Here is a 568-nt window from a genome sequence, read left to right as displayed (position 1 = left end):
GTGAAACACCTTCGGGTTGTGAGGTTAAGCGACTAAGCGTACACGGTGGATGCCTAGGCAGTCAGAGGCGATGAAGGGCGTGCTAATCTGCGAAAAGCGTCGGTAAGGTGATATGAACCGTTATACCCGACGATACCCGAATGGGGAAACCCAGTGTGATACGTCACACTATTGCATGGTGAATACATAGCCATGCAAGGCGAACCGGGGGAACTGAAACATCTAAGTACCCCGAGGAAAAGAAATCAACCGAGATTCCCCCAGTAGCGGCGAGCGAACGGGGAAGAGCCCAGAACCTGAATCAGTTTGTGCATTAGTGGAAGCGTCTGGAAGGTCGCACAGTATAGGGTGATAGTCCCGTACACAAAAATGCACTTATTGTGAGTTCGATGAGTAGGGCGGGACACGTGACATCCTGTCTGAATATGGGGGGACCATCCTCCAAGGCTAAATACTCCTGACTGACCGATAGTGAACCAGTACCGTGAGGGAAAGGCGAAAAGAACCCCGGCGAGGGGAGTGAAATAGAACCTGAAACCGTGTACGTACAAGCAGTGGGAGCCTACTT

General features: G+C 51.6%; 1 rRNA gene. It reads left to right on the top strand.

The features are described 5' to 3' along the window. Positions 1-22: 22 nt before the first annotated feature. A 23S ribosomal RNA gene (locus tag SBO83_RS21400) occupies positions 23-568 on the top strand; the annotation flags it as partial.

This window comes from Ewingella allii, from assembly GCF_044430645.1.
In the GTDB taxonomy this organism is placed as follows: domain Bacteria; phylum Pseudomonadota; class Gammaproteobacteria; order Enterobacterales; family Enterobacteriaceae; genus Ewingella; species Ewingella allii.
Note: the sequence above shows the minus strand (reverse complement) of the source record. Positions and strands in the feature narration are given on the sequence as shown.